A 20,092-nucleotide genomic window follows, 5' to 3' on the forward strand; every position below is an offset into this window, starting at 1 on the left:
ACTAGTTTTCTCATGTATAGATAAATATTAACAAATCATAAAAATTTATATTTTTTGAGAAAAATTTGTAAAAATCTAATTTTGAATCATTCTATTGAGTTTTTTACCAATCAAAAAGGCAATTACTGAAAAAATTATAGCCACTAATGACACACATCCAAATAATGTTTGATATTTATGGAAACTCTCTATAGTTACTTGCGTTGAAAACCCCGTGTTAGCATCGTATTTTATACCAGTTGTAACAGCTTGAGCTATAGTTGTACCTATCTTTATACCTATAGCTGAAGTTATAAACCAAGTTCCCATCGCAAATCCTGTAATTCTTTCCGGTAATAACTTAGCCATTAAAGATAAACCCAAAGCAGATATTAATAGTTCGCCAGATGAGAAAAATATTGTTATTGCTAGAACTTCCCAAAGCATACTTACTTTCGCAGTTGGATCATTAAGCAAACAGGCTAAAAACATACTTCCATAAGCAAATCCGCAAAATAAAATACCTAAAGCAAACTTAAATGGTAAAGTTAAATCTCTACTTCCTAACCTAGTGTAAACAAGAGCCAATATTGGAGATAAAATTATAATACCTGCTGTATTTAAAACTCCAGGTATTGTTTGTGGATTCACTGTGTAACCAAAAAGGTTTAAATTAACATGGTGAACGTTAAACAAAAAGAAAGAAGTTGCTTTTTGCTGATAAATTACAAAGAAAAGTACAGCATAAATCAAAAGTATAATAGCAGCTAGAATTTTCTTTTTAGATTGCGGGTCTTTTTCCACATATATTTGAAATGCAAAGATCCCAAAAATAAGTCCAGCGCCAAACCATAGTATATAATTTATGGTGTCATTTGTTTGTAAAATAACACTAAGTCCCACAATAGCAAGTATAAAAGTAAATACAATAAGTACTGTTTTGAGCATACTTACGCCTAGTAGACCAATTTCATTATCAATATCTTTAATACTTGAGTAGCTAACCACGCTATTTAAAATTCCGATACCAAAACCAATTGAACAAACACCATAAGCAACCGTATACCCGTAGTTTGTAGCCAAAATAGGAATCAATAAAGAAGCTGAGAGTGAGCCCATATTTATAGACATATAAAAGTATGTGTATACAGAATCTAGTTTTCTTTTATCTGTATATATTTTAGATATTAAGTTTGTAGGTGCTGGTTTAAATAAAGATGAACCAACTATGATACATGCCAAACTAAAATATATATAACTGCTTATGCCTTGTATAAAGGGACTAAGAGCTAAGCTAAAGTATCCAATTAAAAGAAATATAGCTCCTAAAAACATAGTCTTTTTTATGCCAAAAATTTTATCTGCAACATAACCGCCTATAGCGTTAAAGACGTATGTTAACGAGGCAAAGCCTCCAAATAATAAAACAGCATTTTTCTCCGTAAAATTAAACCCATACTTACTCATAAAAAATAATATAGCTGTGTAGCTAAAACCATAATACCCAAATCTTTCAAAAAATTCGAAAAAACATAAAAGGAAAAAAGGATTTTGTTTTTTAATATTTATCATAACTTTTGTATATCTAATTTTAAGTGATTATTTATTATAACATTTTATTGTCGAGTTTTTGGTAATTCTTTTTACCATTAGTTGCTTTAGGTATTTTTAATATGTTTACTCTATCCCTTTATTCTACCTTGGTTTGAAGATCCTTCTTTTTTGTAGTGAAAGAGCAATTAAACTATACTGATTCTAAATTTGCCTTGTATCAATCATGTCATTGAGATTTTTAACAAGAGTCATAGCCAGTCTAAATTCTCCTAAGGAAATATAGTTAATTATTTTTTCCCACATTTTTACTAAGTCACTATGATTTTTGTTATTATATATCGCTTCGAAATTAACTTCGAAATATTTTTCTAGCGGTCGCATCATTATAGAAAGATTATTAATGTCTTCTGTATCTAGCTTAGATATTTGTTTTTTTCCATATAAGAAAGTAATATTTCCATTTTCATCTACATTACAAATTAAAGGTTTAATATTTTTTTCTTCGTAAATGCCATAACTTCCTTGAGCTGAAAGCTTACTCGTATTTAAGTTAATAAAGACTACTGAAAAAAAACTTGTTATTTTAATCTTGATTCCATCAATATATGGAAATATAAATTCATAAATAGGTACTTCACCAGGAAAATCATTTTTAACATATTTTTTCATTTTACTGTCTGTTTTGTTAAACAGACTTTCTGTCATTCTAGGAGCTGCACCAAAACAATGCAAAAACTTCACACTATTCTTTCCATCATCAAGTGAGGCAATTCTATGGCCGCCTAATGATAATATGTATCTTAACATACTACCTATAACGTCCCAGTCTATTATTTCATTAAAAAAGGACATAGTGCGTTTAGTAGGCAAACCATGACCCACAAATATCACACTTATATCTACTTTTTTTAGAGAGTATATAAGCCCATTTTTCTCAAAAAGTTTAGCTTTGTTTATCTCTACAAATTCATTGATTTTCTTTTTACACATATCTAGGCTATTAGCACTAAACCACATTCCTAACCGATTTTCACTAGTTTGTTTATTTACCTTATATTCGTAATTTCCTAAAGTTTTAACTTGCAAATTAAAATCTCTTTTAGATTTTTCATTTTCTAAATCGAAATCTGGTTTGTTAGAAGCTTGTTTCACATCACATGGATATACCATAAATACTAATTTCATATAAAACCATTTCATCCTTTTTTGTTGTAACTTACAGCGTTAATTTGTTAGATTCTACTCCTATGCCTGGTTTTACTAGCTAGATTGTACTCTCAATGTTTATATCGATTCCAAAATAGAACCTCATTAGGTGTTAAATAAATTAAACATTTTTTAGTTTTATTATTCAAGTTAATTTGTAATTTTCTAATGTAATAATGAGAGATGCTGTAACTGAACAAACAATTGAAAATATCGCTACCATAATATAGATATACAAAATAGTGACTGCTGTTGAAATCATACAGCATCATGGTGCTATAATAGATAAGAAGTATAACGATTGCTTACACTCAAACTCTAAAGGAGCTTTAAATGTCATTAGAAAACATTTTAAAAAAGAACCCTCTAATACCCGTTGTCGCTGCTGATACAATAGATCAAGCAAATAACATTTTATATAAACTTCGTAATAAAAATATAAAAATCGTTGAATTTACTCTTAGAACGCCTAACGCATTAGAAATTCTTAAGGAAGTTATTGAGAATAATCAAGATTTAACCATAGGTGTTGGAACTATTACAACTTTAGAGCAATTGAGAAAATGTACATTTTTAGGCGCAGATTTCTTAGTTTCTCCTGGGACAACTATAGAAATGCTAAAATTCGCTAGGGACCATAATCTTCCTTATTTACCCGGAGGCGTTACAACTTTTGAAATAATGACTATCTTAGAATATAGATTTAGTATAATAAAATTATTTCCCGCAGAGATGGTTGGTGGAATAAATCTACTAAAGAGTTACCAAGCTGTTTTCCCTCAAGTTAAATTTTATGCTACTGGCGGAATTAATACAACCAATAAAGATAAATATCTTAATCAAGAGAATGTTATAGCTATAGGAAGTTCATCAATAATATAACCTTTGAACAAGGTAGTAATAACATACCTTATGAAGGTTTATATATTCTACGATACCATTCTTTTTACCCTTGGCATACACCATAAACCGGTGGTGTAGCTTACCAAGAGTTAGCTAGGGAAAAAGACTGGTTATTATTACCTTTATTAAAAGCTTTTCAAAAAGCTGATTTATACTCAAAACTACCAGAATTACCACCTAAGGAGATTTTAGAAGCAAAGTATAAAGCTCTTTTAGATAAATGGGTTACTAAGAAAAAAATTAACTGGTAAAAAATCAGATACTGATATAATTTTAGTTCGTAAAAGTCTACATATCCTGACCACAATCTAAGCATATAAGTTTTTGATTGAAATTTTCATTTATAATTCTTTGTTTTTTGAAATGCTTACACTTTAAAGCTTGTGCTTTAAGATTTTCTATTTCTTCTCTTAATTCTAATTCGTTTAGTAATTTATATTCTATTACCTCTGAGGATAGGTGTATATTAATATCTGAGAAATCAATGATATAGTTAAAAGAGAAATTTTGATCTTTATCGTTCTTTAGAAAAAAATTATCAAATAGCTTGTATCTATTGCCTTTGTCTTTTAACAATAAACTAATTATTCGATCTCTTTCCAAACCACTCTTATAACATAATTGTGAGTAATAATATGAAGCTTTAAGGCCTTTCACAAGCCATAAATCAGTGTTGTTTAGTTCAAGTAGTGTTCCTTTTATAATTCTTGTAGAAAGAGGTTGTTTTTGTACTGGTTTATCTTGAAACATATAAAAATCATATGCGACAATGTCTGATGTTTTTCTATAGAGTTTCCTTTCTAAAATGTCATACACATAATTAGAACCATCTTTTCTATAGCCATATAGTAGTTCGTATCGCCCTTTATTATAATACCAGTCTTTATCTAAAGGTTTTGTGTCTGATGCTGTTTTATTTAATTTATCGTAATATATTAAATGTAGAAACCCTTGAGAATCTTCTTTTGGCTGGCTAGTTATATAATAAAACCCTTTATAAACGTTTTTTACTGAACTTTGTATTTTTGAAAGTTTTGGATAGCACTCTTTACAGACTCTACTTTGCTTATTTTCTCTTGCTGGAAGAAATATACGATTAGATGAACAGCCATTGCATACATTAGCACCACAATTTCTACAGTGATGATGTCTTTGAATAAGAGTAAATCTTACTCTACATAACTGGCATTTAGGGGCCTCATTATCTTAAATCCAGTCTTTATGGTGTTTATCTACTTTGGGATACAGTGTATTACATTTAAAACAAAATTTGTTATTTTCAGCAGAATACTTACCACAATTTAGACAATTCATACCAATAAATAATATCTACATTAATATTGTAGTAAAATTTAACCTATAATTAATGATAATACAAGTTAAAAAGCGCTTAAATGTTTTTATTTTTAATTACTCACCTTACGCATTTTAGTTATGAATTTCTAATTTCATATAACTCCTTAAGAGCAATAGCGTTAGATCTAACTAATAGCTTATATTTCAGAGCGAAGTGGTTTAGTGAAGTTTTTATCTTAAGCATTTCTAGTTTACAAAAAGCTACTAATGAGCAAAAAATATGATTTCTTTGAGTTTTCTCAACTTTAGTTGGTGAGGCTGATAAAGAAGTATTTTGCTTAATTGATTTATGATAAACCTCTATTTGCCATCTTTTTTGATAGTCATGGTATAACTGATTAGAATCTATTTCTAAATCATTTGTTACAAGATATAAAATTCCTTTTGTACCGTTCTCGTTTATGAAAATCTTTTTTGTTAAAAGCACAGGGAAATTCATATCTTTAAGCCATATCTTTAAAGATTCTCCATCAGCAATATCAAGTTCAGAGAGCTTAATAAAATCCTTACTCTTTCTAGCATAATCACTCAAGGCAACAACTCTATTTGACTTCATACCAAGTATAAATTTCTTCGATAATCTATGATGTATGAAATTCATATTATCTTTAGAGCAAAACCAGCTATCTGCCAAAATATATTTAAACTTAACATGATTAATAACTGCTCGATTTATCATGTTTTGAAACATTTGGTTTTTAGTAACTTTAGATCTTCTTTTATACCGCTTATCTTTTTCATCATAATATCGCTCATCCTTTTTCACTATCTCATAGTCTATAGGAATAGATAAGTTTGATGTACTAAGCATACATGAGACTATATTAATACCCTTTACATGAACACTTTTAGCATGAGAGTGATGCCAACAGACTATATCATTTTCATCTGTGCTTGGCTTTTCACTAATTGTATCATCCAAACAAAGAACATCGTATTCGCTGTTATGTTTTCTAACTAAAGGCTTTATATATTTCCAAAATTCTAAGCTTGTTAAATCTGACTTGTTTAAAAACCTTGTTATTTTGTCATGTGATACTTCTTGATCTAATATATCTGATAATTTTGTGGCTGTAGCATACTTAGTTTGGCTTATAAGATAGTCTGTGTATATATCTAGTAAATCCTTGTCCATTTCTTAAAAAACAGAATTTTTTCCTATGTCCAGTATTCTAAATATCTTTTTAAAACTTACAATCTTTTACGTAAGGTGAGTTAATTATTTAAAGCATAATTTATATATAATGCAACACTACTGGCTAAACACCCTCAACTATAATCAAATAGACAAATCAGGCTGCTGTCCTGAGTTTAAATTATCTGGTATTTTTAATTTAAAGTGGTTATAAGCTAAGAGTGTTGCTATCCTACCTCTTGCTGTTCTCATTATGTAACCTTGTTGAATTAAATACGGTTCTATAACATCTTCTATAGTTCCTTTTTCTTCACTTAAAGCTGCTGCTATAGTATCTAAACCTACAGGCCCTCCTCCAAATTTCTCCATTAATGTAAGCAAATACTTATGATCCATATGATCAAAACCTACTGGATCAACTTTTAACATAGTTAATGCTTTATCAGCTACGTCCAAGCTTATCTTACCAGAAGCTTTTACTTGAGCGTAATCTCTTACTCGTCGTAACAGTCTATTTGCTATTCTTGGAGTACCACGTGAACGCTTTGCAATCTCTTTGGCACCATCATCTGTAATGTCCAAATTTAAAAGCTTAGCGGAACGATAAACTATCTTAGAAAGATCTTCTATCGAATAAAACTCTAATCGTTGAATAATGCCAAATCTATCTCTAAGTGGTGAAGTCAAAAGCCCCGCTCTTGTTGTAGCCCCGACTAAAGTAAAGGCAGGCAAATCAATTTTTATAGATCTAGCAGCAGGACCCTCACCTATCATAATGTCAAGTTGATAATCTTCCATTGCTGGATATAAGATTTCTTCTATTACAGGGCTTAAGCGATGTATTTCATCTATAAATAAAACATCGTTTTCTTCTAGATTTGTAAGTAAAGCTGCCAGATCACCAGCCTTCTCTAATACAGGACCACTAGTTTGCTTAAGCTCAACCCCCATCTCATTTGCAATAATATTTGAAAGAGTTGTTTTACCCAATCCTGGTGGTCCAAATATAAGGGTATGATCAAGTGCATCATTACGACTTTTAGCGGCTTGGATAAAAATTTCCATCTGCTCACGGACATTAGGCTGACCTTCATAATCTGCTAAAGTTTTTGGTCTTATGGCTCTGTCAATAACCTTTTCATCATTACTTTGGATAGAGTTTGCAGAAATTATCCTATCTGTTTCAATCATGTTTTAAAAATGTTATAAAAATATAATTTTATTATAACACTTTTATTTGGCTTTTAATTTAGATTAATACATCTACTTAGCTGTATAACCTCCATCTATAGGTATTAAACCACCTGTCATAAATTTACTTTTATCACATAATAAAAAATATACAAGTTCTGCTATTTCCTGAGGTTGTGCAATACGTCCTAATGGAAATTCTTGCTCTTCGGCACTATGTGCCACCTTCATTTCAATACCTTGATTATCAGCGTATCTTTTAATAATTGATCTATATAGCTGAGTATCGACTGTTCCTGGACAAACAGTATTGACACGAATATAGTCTTTAGCTAAATCTAAAGCCAAGGATTTTGTCATCTGAGCTATGGCTCCTTTACTTAGAGTATAGGCAAAACTATTAGGTTTGGCTATAAAACACTGATCAGAACCATTAAAAACGATCGAAGCTTCTTTCTTTAATTTACCTTTTAAAGCTTTTATTATATAAATATTTGCCCACACGTTTAGATTTAGAACTTTCTGGATTTCTTCTATTTCTAAATCAAATATAGAACCTTTTATCAACATTCCTGCGTTTAAAAATATTCCATCAAAGCTAATTTCTGGAGGAAGACTTTCTATAGCCGTTTTGATTTGTGAGTGATTAGTTAAATCTATTTTTATGTAGTTAAGATTTGGTAGGTTCAATTCTGGTTCTAAAATATCTAAATTAATAATATAGTTTTCTTCTTGCTGTAGCAATAAATCCACTACAGCCTTACCAACGCCTTTTGATCCGCCTGTAACTAAATAATTCCGCATATGTTGCAAATTAAAATCTATCGTAATATAAATAATATCGGATATACTTTGAAAAATATAAACATTTTGTCTAAAATTCCAAGTACACATCTTAACTTATTTTATACTAGGAGAAACTAGTGGACCTAAAGGATTTTAAAATTATTGAATTATTTCATTTTGACACAAAAGCTGTTAGTTACTTTAATGATGAGGCTAGCAAACTGTTATACTTAGAGAGCCCTGCTGTAAATGTATTTAGAGACTTTAAAGAACATAAAGCTTTAATTATATCTGAAGATGCATCCTTACAGGAAGTAAAACAGAAACTTTTTGATAACCATAAAGATTTTATATTAGTTGTAAACGCTGATAATCAAGTAACTGGAACTATCGGTCTTCACTATCTTGAAAGTACAGCATTACAAAAAACTGCTCAAGAAACAGGTGTGAAAATAACTGAATTAACTGCAGATGATATAAAGCTTCGCATATCTAACGTAAATGCTATCCCTCACTCAATGATAAAAGATGCAAAAATAGGACATATACTGAATACTTTAATGAATACTAGCTATCATCATATAGTTGTATATGATGAGGATTCTAAAAATGAGCAATATATCCGTGGATATTTTTCTTTTAGCCACATTAGAAGGAAGCTTGGACTAGAAATTTACCACTCATATCAAAAAGATGGTGTGGCAAATATTTCTAAGGGTATATAATTTACCCTCCAAATTATTTAAAACTAAAAGAACTTGCCTTTTGATAGAAAAATAATAAAAACATGGTTCTTTCACAGTAGTTTTTTTAAAATTCTCCACAGTAACTTTGAATAGTATCCTCTAGAATTCTCTTTCAAGTATTTATAAACTTTCAGAATACAATCTAAGATTATAATTTTGTATTTTTTTAATAAGCTCTTCTTTAGTTTGCTTATTTGTAAAAGCTGCTTTAGCTGCATTTATATTCATAGTGACAATATTATCTAACGAAAGATTAGTTTTTTGGTATGCCTTTGTATATTCATCTGTTATTGTTAGATTTTGCATCATTAAACGATCATCAGTATTTAAAGCTATACTTATACCCTTATCAAACATCTTTTTGAATGGATGAACTTCAAAGCTTTCTATAAAACCCAAAACAATATTACTAGTAACATTTGATTCAATGTGGATTTGTTTTTCTATTAGTAATTTAACAGTGTCTTCAAGTAATTGCTGATCCTGCGTAACAAATAAATTACATGCATGACCTATCCTACTAGCCCCACTTTTTACAACATCTATTATATTTTCAATAGTCGAAAACTCACCACTATGTGCTGTAAGTTTGATATTATTTTTATTTAAAAATTCTAGAGTCTGTATTTGAGTCTCAGATAAACTACCATTTATATCCATGCCAGCAAAATCAAAGCCCACTACTTCGCTATACTCTGTACAAAGTTTCGCTAATTCAAGGTTAGTTTTATCATCTAAATGATACATCCCACAAACTAATATTCCTGTTTCGATAGAATATTTCTTTTTAGCTTTTTCAAACCCCTTGATTACACTTTCTATAATTTGGTTATAAGATAACTTTTTAGCTCTATGAAAATAAGGACAAAATCTAGCTTCTACATATATAACATTTTCTAAAGCATGGTCTTCTGCAAACTCAAAAGCTACTCTTTCAATAGCATCTTCTGTTTGCATCACTGCACAAGATAAATCAAATGCTTTAAAACATCTTTCAAAATCCCTTGAGGAAAATTCTTCATAAAACCACTTGGACAAATCTTGAGGATTTTGCTGTGGTAAGTTTATATTTTGCTCATTAGCAATATCAATAATTGTATCAGCTCTTAAACCGCCATCTAAATGGTCGTGTAAGATTACTTTTGGGATCGAAAATATTTTATCTTGGTTCATTGTATGAAATTAGCTATACATTGTGTATTTACAATATTACTAAAATTAAAACCTTACTTACAGTAAAATTTATTTTCTATGTCTTTGATAGTTAAATTATATGGATACTTTTTACCAGATTTTTTATACTCTCTATTTCAAAATATCCTAACTATTTATGCTGATTCTTAAATTTTTCTATTATAATCTAATCGGTAATAATGAAAATTTGAATTTATAGCAGATGGAAACCAAAGGTGTAAAAAATAAGGTATTTTCTTATGTCTATTAGAACTAAGCTAGGTCAGCTTTTTATGATGGATTTTCGCTACTGGGGTGAAGATCCAAATAAAACTCCAATTGCTTTTACTGAAGCAAACAAAACTGTTTGTAACCTTTTTAAAGAGTATAACCTAGGTGGTTTTATTCTTTTTAAAGAAAATATACAAAATAATCATCAAACTATTTCTTTACTTAGAGATTTGCAAGGGGGTAATAAAACCCCACTATTTTTTGCAACAGATCAAGAAGGTGGTAGGGTTCATAGACTAATTCAAGGAACTAGTGGCTGTGGCAATATGGCTATAGCTGCAACAAACAATCCTAAAAACTCTTACCAAATGTCTAAAATACTTGGGGATGAGTTACACAGTTTGGGTATTAATATTAATTTTGCTCCTGTAATAGATGTTAATTCAAATAAAAATAACCCTGTTATAGGAGTTAGGTCATATTCTGATGATCCCAAAACAGTTACAAAATACGCCAGAGAAAGTATAAAAGGCTTGACTAATGCTGATATTATTAACTGTGTGAAACACTTCCCAGGACATGGAGATACTGCTGTAGATAGCCATGTTGGTAATGTAATATTAAATAAAAATCTAGATGAATTAGAAAAAATAGAATTATATCCCTTTAGAGAACTTGTTAAAGAATATGATATGGTAATGTCAGCACATATTAGTGTTCCAAGTATTGATGATACAAGGCATATTTCTATATCCAATAATCAAGAAATTTACATACCAGCTACATTATCGCATAAGGTAATCACAAAACTTCTAAAAGAAGAGATTGGATTTACTGGGCTAGTGATTACTGATGCTATGGATATGAAAGCTATAACAACTCATTTTGACCCAATACAAGCTACTAAACTTGCTATACTAGCTGGCGTAGATATAGTGCTAATGCCTACACGAATTTGGTGTGAGCAGGATATTTATAAACTAGAAAAACTCTTTATCGAGTTAGAAAATGAATACGTTTCCAATAAGAGCTTTACTAAAGCTATAGATATAGCATATGACAAAATAATTAAATTTAAAGATGCCAAAATAAGTCAAAATCCTGTTCTAACCATGTCTTTTGAGCAACAACTTAAACTTGCTAATAAGGTTGTAAGTTCCATCGAACATCAAAATATAGCTTATGAAATTTCTAAACAAAGCACTACTATAGTAAAAATAATGGTTTAATTCCATATAATTTGAAAGATCAAGATACTATTTTAATTATAGATTTTGATAGTGAGAGATTAAAAGATTTTCTTGAGTGTTTAAGTCAGCTATTAAAACAAAAAAATCTACAAGCTAAAATCATGACTAAAAATATAAATGATGATAATTTACCAGAAGATATAAATTTAGTAGATATAGTTATTTTAGTTTCGGAGAATTTAAAACAGTATAACCAAAAATATAGTTACCTAACATCTTTAGCATCTAAAAAAACTATAAACATAGCTGCAATAAAACCTTACGATATAAATTATATAGATAATATTGAAAATTACGTCTGTATCTATGGAGCTACCTCTATTGATCAGACGAACTATACAAAAGTCTCTTTAAAAATAAACATCATGTCAGCTCTGGAAAATATCTTTGATATTAATTTAAAACTAGAATCAGTTTTACCTATTACCTTATATTAATACCAATTCCAACACATATTATTACTTTCTAACTTTGTATTTGATACCTAATTTAATCCTTTAATATTTGCCAATTGGCACATTGCGGTTAGCGGCTGTAAAGACAAGGAATAAGCAGCTACAACTGTTTGAGCTTTGTGAGTTTTGTAGCTGCCCTTGGCTTACAGCTACGCAATAGCATAGTGCTAGGCAGTTTTACATACTTTTAAAGATACTATTAAAAAATTTTGTATTATTTAAACTCTTAAACTTTTAATATCTAACTCAGGTTATATTAGTCAAAATTCAAATCTATTATTTGCTTATTTTGCCAAGCATTAACAAAGTCATAAGATACAATATTAGCTTTTTTCATCTGTGATTGACTCATTTTATGAATTTGCTCAGGTAATATATAACTTGCTCTAGCAGCTAATGATCTTATATCAAGAATCCCTGTTTCTCCAGTTAATGTAAAGCTGTATAAGAACCAATAATAATTATCTAGTCCCCCGAAATTTTCTAGCTTATTATTCTGGTCTGTAACTAAAGTTTTAGGTGATGCAGTTTCTGAGTATTTATCATATATGGTGTAATTTTCTGGACTAATATTTGGATAACCAACATACCCCCATAAACCTTCTTTCGAATCTATATACGTACCAAGCTCCCTTTTATTTAGTAAAGGCACAATTTTACCTTTTAATTCAGATAAAGTAACTTTACGTAGAGAATCTCCATCTTCTTGTTTATAGAAATATGGATCTAGTTTACTTTTTAAAGTTGATATCATTTCTTTCTTATCGATAGCCTTTATTGTAGAAGAACTACTTTCATTCGTTTCAACGTGAGTTAAATATAAAAATATAACTTCATTTTTTCCCTCAGTTGTTATAAAACTTTCCATCTCTTCTAAAAATTGGTTAAAGGAAACACCATAACCATGACCCCAGTCATAATTTTGGTGAAAAAGTGCCATCTCTTTACCATTAAACATACCCACTCTAACATCAAAAAAGCGAATCCCTGCACGAAGCTGCTCTGTTATATTTAAATCATTTGTGAAGTACCATTCAGGATGTTTACGTGCTATAGAGCTAACAACAACCTCACTAATACTTGGATTATCACTAAATCTAATAGAGCTTTGATATACTCCAGAATCATGAGTTGCAGGCATAACTAATTGGTTTAAAAGTAGATTAGGGTTTTGGTTAATTAACTGCTCCATCCAATTAGTATTATCAGGCTTAGCTGCTCTTATATATATAGAAAGCCTTTCTTCAGATCCTACTAAGAAAACAGAATCACCAGGAGCACTAGCTTGGTTTAATGAAATGTTTTTTGTAAACGGTCCTGAGTTGAAAGCCAAATTTTGGTTTGTCGAAAATTTTAATAAATCATCATTTCCTGTTTCGATATACATTGTATATGGCCCCGAGACATCATTAGACCAAAACGACTTATTTAGTTCTAAGTGAGAACAAACTCTTTCTCCCTCTAAAACAATCTTGCCTTGAAAATTATCTCTAATTTGAGTATTTTTATTTTCCCAGTCACTGGGGTTAAAATCTACTCGTTTGATAGTTATAGGTTGTGAATATTGATTAATAATGCATAATTCGGAACCTTTACTTCCAGCATATAATTTTGAAAAAAATAGACTCATAAAGAGTACACCAAGTAATTTTGTTTTTTTATATTCCATAGGTTCTCCTAACATTAGTACGATTAAACAAAAATTTTTAAAATTAGTTAAATTTACTTTAAATGCGTTTTCTAAGCTTAAGTAAAATGATTACTAAAAATTATTTTATATTTTAATTTTAATTAACTCAAGTATTATATTAATTAATTTATGATTAAATAATTACATGAAATAAAATAGTCTTCTGATATTACCTAGAAGTTAAAAATTTAACAAGTATTATAAACTAATTATAATATTAAAATAATTACATAGTTTATAATATTACTGTTAATTATTTTTATAATATATTTAAAATATTATTTATTTAATGTACAATGTTTAAAATTAAAAAATTAAACATTAGGTGATATTATGAAATTTAGACATGCTATATACATATCATTCCATGGAGATATGAATGGAACAGGTAGTGAAACTAAGAAATCCTATTTTTATCAAAAAGATAAAAACCTAGAGCGTGAGTATACGATTAAAATGCATAGCGATCACAAACGTAAAGCTCTACTGAATCATGAAATTCCATTTGTTAGGATAAATTTTCCTTATGACGAGGATTACTTTAATAAAAAACTAGCTATCAGTTCGGACTGCCGCAATTATGAGATTGCAGAAAAATTAATGGCAAAAGAATTAAAAAATATTCAACCATATTCTAGGATCTATATCTCTGCATATAGCGTAAGTAAACGTAGTATTCAACAACTTATAAAACTTCCAGGTCATGACAACTTAGAGAATGTTTCTATTCAAGCTTCAGATATAGTAAGTATTCTATCGAAACATATTCCTAATCTATCTAAAAAAAACCTTCAAATTTTCCTTATGGTAAGTAAAATTGAGCAAGAAGTTCCACCTAAATTTTTTGCTCAATCATTGATGGAAGAATTACACAGAAATGATTTCAATCGGACTTCTGTCGTTGCATATAATAATGCATGTAAGGCTATTGAACTAACTAAGAGTTCAAAAAATAAGTTTAAATTAAACGATATATCAACAGTAGATAGAAAATATGCTTTCAAAAAAACAGCAGATGAATTACATTTTAAACATGGTAATAAGCAATCCGATAATAAAATTGTCTTCCATAACTACAGCTATACGGGTAAAGTGGAAGAAATCGGATATCGAGACTTTAAGGAAAAATATATGAGTGGCTTTAATGACGAGTACAAAAGGAGTTTAAACAAGGTTTTAAAAAGTTTTAAAAATTTCAAATATAAAGAAGTCTATAAAAAAGTCGGTGAAGGTGAAGAAAAATGTAAAAAATATAAAAAATATAACCAAGACCATCTACCACAAATGGAACTAATGCAATCAAAATTTGAAGTTCAAACTTTGAAAGATTTTTTACTTGATTTTTCATTAAGCGGGTATTTTGATAACTATCAACAAAAATCATACCATGGAATAAAACATCACCATGGAAAGACAGGTTTTAATAGAATAATGTGTTTTCACGATAGAATCGCAGCTATAAGTAAAAACGATATAAGAGATGCTAACGATAAAGATACATTAAATAAGATAGCAAACCGTATAATTGTCGAAATAATAAATTTTGCTAAGCAAAAAGATGAATATTCAAAATTTGCAGGTAACTCTTTATTTTCTAGAAAAATAAATGTCAATGATAATTCAGGTATGACTAAAATATTAGAAGGTTTACAAAATTTTTATAAACAAATGGCCGGTGTTAATGATAATAAACTTGTAAATGAATCCCTACAAAAGTTTCAAGAAACTTTGGATTTGGATACTGACTTGACCAATTTATCAGAAAAAAGAGTGCGAGAAGATCTATTAGGTACGCTGAAAACACTAGACTCCAAAGAATATGAGACTTATAAAGCCTCTTCTTTAATCGAGGGTCTTCAAATAACTGTGTAAATTCGAATTAACCTGCTAAATTATAATTTAGCGAATTAAGAGGAATTTATACATGAGTAAGAAAGAAAAAACCATATACGATTCAATAGCGGATCAACTTATAGATTCTGGTGCAGATTTAAGTCAATTATTTGAAAAAGATGGAGTACTTAAGCAATTAACAAAAAGCTTATTAGAAAAAGCCTTAGAAGGAGAAATGAATCATCACCTAGGCTATCCAAGAAATCAAAGAAGCAATCAAGTTAACTCTCGAAATGGAAGTAGTTTAAAAACACTAACCACCGATACAGGTAAGTTAGATATATCAGTACCTAGAGATAGAAATAGTGCCTTTGAACCTCAAATAATTCCTAAGCGAGTAACAAAGATAAAAGGTTTAGATGATAAGATTATATCAATGTATGCTAGAGGCTTAAGTGTTTCAGATATACAATCTCAACTATATGATTTATATGAAACAGAGGTTAGTAGTGGCTTTATATCAGAAGTCACTAATAGTGTCCTTGAGGAGGTTTATGCTTGGCAAAATAGAGCTTTAGAAAATATCTATCCTATTGTCTATTTTGACTGTATTGTTACAAAAGTAAGGCAAGATAAGCAGATAATCAATAAAGCTGTATATGTAGCTCTAGGTCTTAATATGGACGGTAAGAAAGAAGTATTGGGCTTATGGATGAGTAAAAATGAAGGAGCTAAATATTGGCTTAGTGTTTTTACTGAACTTAAAAACAGAGGCTTACAAGATATTCTTATTGTATGCACAGACAATCTAAAAGGTATGAATGAGTCTATATTAGCTGTATATCCTCAGGCTGAGCATCAGCTTTGCATTGTTCATCAGATTAGAAATTCTTTAAAATATGTATCATATAAAAACAAGAAACAAGTGGCTGCTGATCTTAAGACTATTTATACTGCTGTTAATGAAGATACCGCTATGGATGCGTTAGAAGTATTTAAAGGAAAATACGATTGTATTTATCCTCAGATATCAAAATCATGGGATAAGCACTGGGATAATTTGATTAATTTCTTGAAATATCCTAAACAAATACGTACAGTTATTTATACTACTAATGCGATTGAGTCGCTTAATAGTCAGTTTAGGAAAGTCATTAAAAATAAGAAAGTTTTTCCAAGTGATGATTCTGTATACAAAATATTGTACCTTGCTATCAGAAATTTGGAGAAAAAGTGGACTATGCCAGCTAGAACTTGGAAGGAGGCTATGCCTTACTTTATTATCCATTTCGAGGATAGGTTGCAGGCGTATCTATAAAACTATTTACACAGTTTAATGAAGAGGCTCCTTTAATCTCTACTTTGCCCTAGCCTTTACACTTTTATTAGCATGGATTTTCTGTCTAATTAATTTAGAAAAATCTTTATTATGTCCTGATGATTTTTTACTTTTGTTTGCTCTTTTTGCTGCAATAATTTTTACTTCATCTATTTTTTTAGCTTTTGTTTTTCTACTCATACTTGTAACAGGTACATTATGTTGAGCTTCAAAGCCTTCAAGTTCTTCACGAGGTAACAAATGTCCTATTAGATGTTCGATATTTGATAGCATCTCAACTTCATCAGCACTTACTAATGATACAGCTATTCCAGTTTGGCCTGCCCTTGCTGTTCTACCTATACGATGCACGTAGTCTTCGGCAACGCTCGGTAAATCTAGATTTATAACGTACGGCAACTGCTGAATATCTATTCCTCTAGCAGCTATATCTGTAGCCACTAAAACAGTTATCAGATTAGATTTAAAATCCGCTAAGGCTTTTGTTCTGGCAGTTTGACTTTTATTGCCATGAATAGCACTAGCTTTTATATCTGCATCATTAAGCTTCTCAGCTATCTTATTAGCTCCATGCTTTGTACGTGAAAATACTAATACTTGATTCCAATTATCTCTTTTGATTAGGGATATCAAAGCATTAACTTTTTGTGATTTATCTACAGTTATAATACTTTGAGTTATTTTTTCTACAGTTGTATTAGCAACATCAGCAGAAACAGATTTAGGGTTATTTAAAAAATTTTGGGCTAAATCTTTTATCTCCGGGGAAAAAGTAGCTGAAAACATTAGTGTTTGTATCTTCTTAGGCAATAGCTTATGGATTCTTTTTAAGTCATGAATAAAGCCCATATCAAGCATTCTATCAGCTTCATCCAAAACTAAGGTGTTTAAGTCAGTAAATTTAATAGAATTTTGACTATATAAGTCTAGTAACCTACCAGGTGTCGCTATTAGGATTTCTACTCCTTTTCTTAATTTCATCATTTGAGGGTTTATGCTTACTCCACCAAATACTACTGTAGAACGGATATGCGTATTTGCAGCATATATGCTAACTTGGTCTTCTATTTGAGCTGCTAGCTCCCTTGTTGGCGTTAGGACAAGAACTTTAGTTGTATTTGATCTAGCTTTAGGCTGGTTTATTAGTTTTTCAATAACTGGTAATGTAAATGCTGCAGTTTTGCCTGTACCAGTCTGTGCACTTGCCATTAAGTCATTATCTTTTAATATAAGAGGAATAGATTTCTCTTGAATTGGTGTTGGATTTGTATAACCTTTAGTTTCTAGAGCTTTACATATCTGTGTTGAAAGCCCTAATTTAGTAAAATTAGTAGACATTTGTATCCTTTTAATATTTAGTCATACTATATTATCATTTATAAAAGTATTAGTTAGATTTATTTACAAGCTATTACATAATATAATTGTTTTAAGAACTTTTATTTTGCTCGAATTTAATGAAAACAATATACGATAAAGAGCTAGGTTTACAAATACAAGAGTACCTAGTTTCAAAGGGACTAGAAGCCTATAGAAGCTTAGAAATAGAAAAATCTAAACAAATAAAAACTATTTCAAATGCTTATCAAGAAATTCTAACAGTTTTAGGACTAACTACTACTGAATTTGAAAAAACTCCACATAGAGTTGCTCGAATGTTTACTCAAGAAATTTTTTATGGTTTAGACTATGACAATTTTCCTGCTTGCGCTTTATATGAAAATAAGTTTAGATATGATGGCGTACTTACCCAAAAAAACATTAATATAATGTCTTTTTGTGAACATCACTTTATACCCTTTGAAGGAACAGCAGAAGTTTCATTTATCCCAAAAGATAATAATATAATTGGCTTATGTCGCATAAATAGTATCTGTGATTTTTTTGCAAGACGCCCACAAATTCAAGAAAGGATGACTGCTCAAATATTTGAAACGCTTAAATTTATACTCAAAACAGAAGATGTATCTGTAAAAATAACAGCCCAACATACTTGTGTTTCATTTCGAGGGAAAAACAATAAAGATTCTGAAACCTTTACACAAATTACTGGCGGTTACTTTAAAAATAAGTGATTTACTTGATCTAGGTTGTATTTTCTTTTTCGTGCTAATAATTAGCTGTATTTTTACAAGAAAATACGTGAGAATTTTTTTTATATTTATAGTTATAGTTTATTATCTAACAGGTAGTGGTTTACTAGGAAAACTTTTAGCTAGTTCACTAGAAACCAAACTTACAGATATAAATATGTGCTCAAATACTAAAGGTATAATTTTACTAGGTGCTGGAGTATTGAAACCCTTAAATGGCAACTTAGAGCCAAGTCTTGCTGCTTATGATAGGATTTTAAAGACTGCTGAGGTTTATACCAAATACCCTCAAACGATAATAATAACAGGTGGAATTACTAATGATAATAAACTTTCAGAAGCTGAAGTTTATGCAGACGATTTATATAATCTAGGAGTACCAAAACCAGAGCTATTATTGGAAAAACAAGCAAAAAATACTTATCAAAATGCTAAGTTTGTGAAAGAAATAATTGGTAATAGCCAAAATAACTACTGCCTAATTACTGGTTCAACACATTTAAAACGTGCCAAGATATATTTTAATCAATTTGATATTAAAACTATTAGTCTAGCCTCATCTAATCCTACCACTCAACTTAAAATACTACCTAATGCTTATAATTTTTATATCACACAAAGGATTATTCATGAATATATGGGTATTATAAAAGGTTATATGATGAGAAATTAAGGATACTTATTAAAAAGGAAAATTCTTTTAGTGTGAGTCGTGTTTATTTTAAGAACTAGCTGTAGTGCATTCTTGAGAATCTGATTCTAATAAGACTGGATGTTTTTTATCAGACTTAGGTAAAAGAACAACAGTCTCATTATTTTCATCTGTATATACAGTTGCCGAGTCAGATTTAATCACAACGTTTCCTTTCATTTTACATTTAGATAGAGGATCATTATTAGTAATTTTCTGTATATTGTCAGTTGCTAATACAGTCTGAGTACACCCCACTAAGACTAAAAATATAATAGACATTTTAGTTCTAGTGTGGGTTACATTAGTTGCCATGACCTTTTTTAGTATTGCTTTCTTCATTAATTACCTTCTGTTAATTTATTTTACTTTTTAATAATGATACACCAGTCTTTATAAATTTCTACCTGAAATAGGGAATATTAATACATATAGTCATAAGACCGTAGACTTGCTATAATTTTCAAAAAACTTGCATAAT

16 protein-coding genes and 4 pseudogenes are annotated in these 20,092 nt (G+C 29.7%); 8 read left to right on the plus strand and 12 right to left on the minus strand.

Features of this window, described 5'->3' with window-relative positions; translation table 11 throughout:
• Window positions 1-75 precede the first annotated feature (75 nt).
• The 3 genes and pseudogenes from E4K63_RS04180 to E4K63_RS08380 form a co-directional block, all read right to left on the minus strand.
• Window positions 76-1,551, minus strand: a complete 1,476-nt coding sequence (locus E4K63_RS04180; RefSeq protein ID WP_133941850.1) for a peptide MFS transporter — start codon at window positions 1,549-1,551, stop codon at window positions 76-78.
• A 183-nt stretch (window positions 1,552-1,734) separates the two neighbouring features.
• Window positions 1,735-2,718 (minus strand): hypothetical protein, encoded by a 984-nt coding sequence (locus tag E4K63_RS04185; protein ID WP_133941852.1) that lies wholly within the window; start codon window positions 2,716-2,718, stop codon window positions 1,735-1,737.
• 79 nt (window positions 2,719-2,797) lie between these two features.
• Window positions 2,798-2,927, minus strand: a pseudogene (locus E4K63_RS08380) (IS30 family transposase); the annotation flags it as partial.
• Window positions 2,928-3,072: 145 nt separating this feature from the next.
• On the opposite strand from E4K63_RS08380, the gene E4K63_RS04190 reads away from it, so the two are divergent.
• Together E4K63_RS04190 and E4K63_RS04195 are read left to right on the plus strand one after the other, a co-directional pair.
• Entirely contained in the window at window positions 3,073-3,621 is a 549-nt protein-coding gene (locus E4K63_RS04190) for a bifunctional 4-hydroxy-2-oxoglutarate aldolase/2-dehydro-3-deoxy-phosphogluconate aldolase (protein WP_133941856.1), read from the plus strand.
• 23 nt (window positions 3,622-3,644) lie between these two features.
• A pseudogene (locus E4K63_RS04195) lies at window positions 3,645-3,893 on the plus strand (inositol oxygenase family protein).
• A 37-nt stretch (window positions 3,894-3,930) separates the two neighbouring features.
• Here E4K63_RS04195 and E4K63_RS08225 read toward each other — a convergent pair.
• The 5 genes and pseudogenes from E4K63_RS08225 to E4K63_RS04215 form a co-directional block, all read right to left on the minus strand.
• Entirely contained in the window at window positions 3,931-4,458 is a 528-nt protein-coding gene (locus tag E4K63_RS08225) for a hypothetical protein (RefSeq protein ID WP_243830486.1), read from the minus strand.
• Window positions 4,459-4,728: 270 nt separating this feature from the next.
• Window positions 4,729-4,800 (minus strand): annotated as a pseudogene (locus E4K63_RS08385) (FYVE zinc finger domain-containing protein); the annotation flags it as partial.
• 274 nt (window positions 4,801-5,074) lie between these two features.
• On the minus strand, window positions 5,075-6,133 hold the full coding sequence (locus E4K63_RS04205) for an IS701 family transposase (protein WP_179965674.1): 1,059 nt from the start codon (window positions 6,131-6,133) through the stop codon (window positions 5,075-5,077).
• Window positions 6,134-6,277: 144 nt separating this feature from the next.
• Entirely contained in the window at window positions 6,278-7,324 is a 1,047-nt protein-coding gene (gene ruvB / locus E4K63_RS04210) for a Holliday junction branch migration DNA helicase RuvB (RefSeq protein ID WP_133942194.1), read from the minus strand.
• A gap of 72 nt (window positions 7,325-7,396) precedes the next feature.
• On the minus strand, window positions 7,397-8,128 hold the full coding sequence (locus tag E4K63_RS04215) for an SDR family NAD(P)-dependent oxidoreductase (RefSeq protein ID WP_133942195.1): 732 nt from the start codon (window positions 8,126-8,128) through the stop codon (window positions 7,397-7,399).
• A gap of 119 nt (window positions 8,129-8,247) precedes the next feature.
• Here E4K63_RS04215 and E4K63_RS04220 point away from each other — a divergent pair, with 119 nt between their 5' ends.
• A complete protein-coding gene (locus E4K63_RS04220; RefSeq protein ID WP_133942196.1) occupies window positions 8,248-8,835 on the plus strand; it encodes a CBS domain-containing protein in 588 nt (195 codons plus the stop codon).
• Between the two features lie 141 nt (window positions 8,836-8,976).
• Here the strand turns inward: E4K63_RS04220 and add are convergent, their stop codons facing one another.
• The gene (add, locus tag E4K63_RS04225) at window positions 8,977-10,029 is read right to left on the minus strand and encodes an adenosine deaminase (protein ID WP_133942197.1); all 1,053 of its coding nucleotides are present in this window, start codon (window positions 10,027-10,029) and stop codon (window positions 8,977-8,979) included.
• Window positions 10,030-10,289: 260 nt separating this feature from the next.
• On the opposite strand from add, the pseudogene E4K63_RS04230 reads away from it, so the two are divergent.
• Window positions 10,290-11,947 (plus strand): annotated as a pseudogene (locus tag E4K63_RS04230) (glycoside hydrolase family 3 protein).
• A 274-nt stretch (window positions 11,948-12,221) separates the two neighbouring features.
• On the opposite strand, the gene E4K63_RS04235 reads toward E4K63_RS04230, so the two are convergent.
• Window positions 12,222-13,634, minus strand: coding sequence for a PI-PLC domain-containing protein (locus E4K63_RS04235; RefSeq protein WP_133942199.1), 1,413 nt, complete (start codon window positions 13,632-13,634; stop codon window positions 12,222-12,224).
• Window positions 13,635-13,988: 354 nt separating this feature from the next.
• Between E4K63_RS04235 and E4K63_RS04240 the strand changes: the two genes are divergently transcribed.
• Entirely contained in the window at window positions 13,989-15,527 is a 1,539-nt protein-coding gene (locus E4K63_RS04240; RefSeq protein WP_133942200.1) for a hypothetical protein, read from the plus strand.
• A gap of 52 nt (window positions 15,528-15,579) precedes the next feature.
• A complete protein-coding gene (locus tag E4K63_RS04245) occupies window positions 15,580-16,806 on the plus strand; it encodes an IS256 family transposase (RefSeq protein WP_133942201.1) in 1,227 nt (408 codons plus the stop codon).
• Window positions 16,807-16,845: 39 nt separating this feature from the next.
• On the opposite strand, the gene E4K63_RS04250 is transcribed toward E4K63_RS04245, so the two are convergent.
• Complete coding sequence (locus tag E4K63_RS04250) at window positions 16,846-18,165, minus strand: DEAD/DEAH box helicase (RefSeq protein WP_133942202.1); 1,320 nt, start codon at window positions 18,163-18,165, stop codon at window positions 16,846-16,848.
• 119 nt (window positions 18,166-18,284) lie between these two features.
• Between E4K63_RS04250 and folE the strand changes: the two genes are divergently transcribed.
• Both folE and E4K63_RS04260 read left to right on the plus strand, forming a co-directional pair.
• Window positions 18,285-18,902 (plus strand): GTP cyclohydrolase I FolE, encoded by a 618-nt coding sequence (gene folE, locus E4K63_RS04255; protein ID WP_133942203.1) that lies wholly within the window; start codon window positions 18,285-18,287, stop codon window positions 18,900-18,902.
• Between the two features lie 67 nt (window positions 18,903-18,969).
• Window positions 18,970-19,593: a YdcF family protein gene (locus E4K63_RS04260; RefSeq protein ID WP_341770266.1), complete on the plus strand. Its 624-nt coding sequence runs from the start codon at window positions 18,970-18,972 to the stop codon at window positions 19,591-19,593.
• A gap of 48 nt (window positions 19,594-19,641) precedes the next feature.
• Here E4K63_RS04260 and E4K63_RS04265 read toward each other — a convergent pair whose 3' ends face one another.
• Window positions 19,642-19,953, minus strand: coding sequence for a hypothetical protein (locus E4K63_RS04265; RefSeq protein ID WP_133942204.1), 312 nt, complete (start codon window positions 19,951-19,953; stop codon window positions 19,642-19,644).
• Between the last annotated feature and the right edge of the window lie 139 nt (window positions 19,954-20,092).

The organism is Allofrancisella inopinata, assembly GCF_012222965.1.
In the GTDB taxonomy this organism is placed as follows: Bacteria; Pseudomonadota; Gammaproteobacteria; order Francisellales; family Francisellaceae; genus Francisella; species Francisella inopinata.